General features: G+C 40.0%; 2 protein-coding genes. One reads left to right on the top strand and one right to left on the bottom strand.

What is annotated here, in order from left to right; genetic code table 11:
- Nucleotides 1-506 precede the first annotated feature (506 nt).
- Nucleotides 507-1,898, top strand: a complete 1,392-nt coding sequence (locus tag ABT996_RS09465; protein ID WP_005917799.1) for an amino acid permease — start codon at nucleotides 507-509, stop codon at nucleotides 1,896-1,898.
- A gap of 112 nt (nucleotides 1,899-2,010) precedes the next feature.
- Here the strand turns inward: ABT996_RS09465 and ABT996_RS09460 are convergent.
- On the bottom strand, nucleotides 2,011-3,258 hold a 1,248-nt coding region (locus tag ABT996_RS09460; protein WP_349924672.1), incomplete at its 5' end, for an LTA synthase family protein.

The following is a 3,258-nucleotide window of genomic DNA, read 5'->3' as shown; positions in this document are numbered from 1 at the left end:
TAGATTGCGATATATCTCTTCGACCCTTGAAAAATGAAAACTTCCATCCGAATCGATCCCTAGACGCCCATTTATGTAAAAAGTAATAGAAAATAAGATACTTAAGCCGATAAATAAGCCAACGACCAATATCCTTTTTATCCACAAGTCGCGTCTTTTACGCGTTGATTCATCCACTAAAATTCCTCCATTAGCTAAGTATTTATCCTAGATATTATACCATCAAATGAGATGCATTAAAATTTACCTTGCACGATCAAAGCTTTAATGGTATTCTAACTTTATAAAGCTCACGGAGGTTGTTACCATGAATTACAGTATTAGTACACAAACTACAGCAACCACCACCTCAACCACTACTATGTAGGCTGGTTGGGGCTATTTGAGATAATAAAATGTCGATTAATAAAGCTAACTGATCAGCAATATCACCTAACAATAAATGTTACGTCGATACCGCTTTTTAGTTAGCTTTTTTGCATAGGACAAAGAAATGGGGATTTTTTATGAGTAAGGATTCAAACGAGCAGCCAAAAAATCATTTAAATCGGTCGCTCACGTCTGGTCAGATGGAAATGATCGCCCTTGGTGGAACGATCGGGGTCGGATTATTTATGGGGTCGACCTCCACTATCAAATGGACAGGTCCATCTGTTTTGCTAGCTTATGCTTTTGTTGGGATCGTCTTATATGCGGTCATGCGTGCCCTAGGTGAAATGATCTACATCAAACCTGGGACTGGTTCTTTTGCTGATTACGCTACCGATTATATCCATCCACTTGCTGGCTATTTAACTAAATGGAGCAACATCTTTCAATATATCGTCGTTGGGATCAGTGAAGTCATCGCTGTTACACAGTATTTGAATTACTGGTGGCCTAATCTCCCTGACTGGGTATCTGGGCTTGTCGTTGTGATCACCCTGACCTTGGCTAATCTAGCCTCAGCCAAGGCTTACGGGACTTTAGAGTTCTACTTTGCCTTGATCAAAGTAGTCACGATCATCTTGATGATCATTATGGGGCTAGCCGTGATCTTCCTTGGCTTTGGAAATAACTGGCAACCACTAGGCTTGTCTAATTTATGGGCTCACGGTGGCTTTTTCCCTGGTGGCTTTAAAGGCTTCATGTTCTCACTTTCGATCATCGTTGGTTCCTATCAAGGGATCGAACTTTTAGGGATCACAGCCGGTGAAGCAGCTAACCCTAAACACGCGATCGTCGCAGCCGTTAAATCGATCGTTTGGCGTATCTTGATCTTCTATATCGGTGCGATCTTTGTCATCGTAACGATCTACCCATGGGATCAACTAGCTGCGATCGGCTCTCCATTCGTTGAAACTTTCTCTAAAGTCGGGATCGCTGGTGCTGCCGGGATCATCAATTTCGTAGTCTTAACAGCTGCCATGTCAGGGGCTAACTCTGGGATCTACAGTTCCAGTCGGATGCTCTTTAAACTTTCGATCGACCATGAAGCTCCTAAGATCTTCAGCAAGCTCTCTAAGCACGTGGTACCAAACATTGCGATCTTAGCTATCTCAGGTGGGATCTTGCTTGGGTTTATCCTAAACATCATTTTGACTAGCTTGAACAAAAATACGGCTAATCTCTTCGTTGTTGTGTATAGCTCTAGTGTTTTACCTGGAATGGTGCCATGGTTTGTGATCTTGATCTCAGAATTGCGGTTTAGACGGCAAAATGCACATGAATTAACGGATCATCCGTTCAAGATGCCACTTTATCCGTTCTCAAACTATTTTGCGATCATTTCACTTGTTGTGATCATGATCTTCATGTTCATCAATCCCGATACCCGTGTATCAGTTTCGGTCGGAGCTATCTTCTTGCTCATCTTAACCGCTGTTTTCTTTAGTCGCAATAAGAAAGCCAAAGCATAACTAAACGATTTTGTAGAATAAAAACAAATATGAGACAATAACGCGGAACTCACCACGTACTAAAAATACGTAGTGGGTCCCGCGTTATTGTCTTATTTTTATCCCTTAACTATTAGGGAAGCTGCATAAATTTAGTCTCTTTTACATAATTTTCGCCAGCTGTTATATCATATTGGATCAACCGTAGATCTTCTAATATCTCCTTTTGTTCGGCAGATAATTGTTTTTCAGTAAGAATTTGCTCATTCTCGGTAACGTAATCAACAACTCGGCTTTTTTCAGAACTTGGATCGTTTCCCATATAAATAGCTGGTGTTTGTTGATAGACTGCCGTCAGCAACGCATAATACGGCGAGATCTTAGCATTTACCTTTTCAGCTACCATCGCTGGAAAATCGTTTGGTGAGATGATCTTACTTTTATTCAAACTATTTTTGGCCCCATTCTGTTGAGCATACTTATTTGAATAGATAAAATAATCTGTTTCATGCAAGTTCAAACCATCTTTGTCCATTTCATTAGCGTATATCCCTGGCAAATGATCGCCATAAAAGACCAGTGTTATAGGTTTTTGGATCTGATCGATTTGTTCGATAAACTCTGCTACATATTCATCTGTATAGTGGATCCCCTTAGCAAAGCTATTGATCGCATTGCGCGTATTATCTATATCGACTGCTTCAGTCACCTCATACTCATTCATACCATCATAGTAGTCATCACCATAAGGCATATGATTTTGAATAGTCACTAAGTTGATAAACTGACCTAAGTCCTTATTATTCTTAATGGCCTCAAGCGCATTCAGATAAGCTGTCTTATCCGATAAATACGGATTTTTCCCTACATTTTCTTGATATTTGATCCCCGTTTTACTTCCAAGATAAATAAAGTCATCAAAACCAAACTTGTCGTAAACGACAGGGCGACTATAGAAATTTCCTACATAAGGGTGGATCGCTACTGCATTAGGGAAGTAGTCCACAATAGATGGTGTATAGGGACGACTTGCAACAACTTGTGCATATGGCGTACTGATCGTTGGTGCAAAATTAGCCATTGGAAAACCTGTCAGTGTCATATACTCCATATTGGCAGTTCCTCCACCATAGCTAGAACTCAACATATAACCACCTACATTTTGTGACATCAATTGATGTACATTAGGGATCGGATCATTTTTTAATTTGGTTCCTGCAACATGACTAGGGTCACTAAAACTTTCACTCAAATTAAAGATCACTGTTTGTTCACTTAAAGTGCTTGTACGCTTAGCGTTGATATCTTTAGCCTTAGCACTATATTTTGCCACTATTTCTTGAATTTTAGCTTTAGAATAATCTTTAGGACGTTCCATCAC

The organism is Ligilactobacillus sp. RTP31139st1_D10_RTP31139_211217 (genome assembly GCF_040226755.1).
Classification (GTDB): Bacteria; Bacillota; Bacilli; order Lactobacillales; family Lactobacillaceae; genus Ligilactobacillus; species Ligilactobacillus animalis.
The sequence above is the reverse complement of the archived record's forward strand: the minus strand, read 5'-3'. Positions and strand labels throughout refer to the sequence as shown.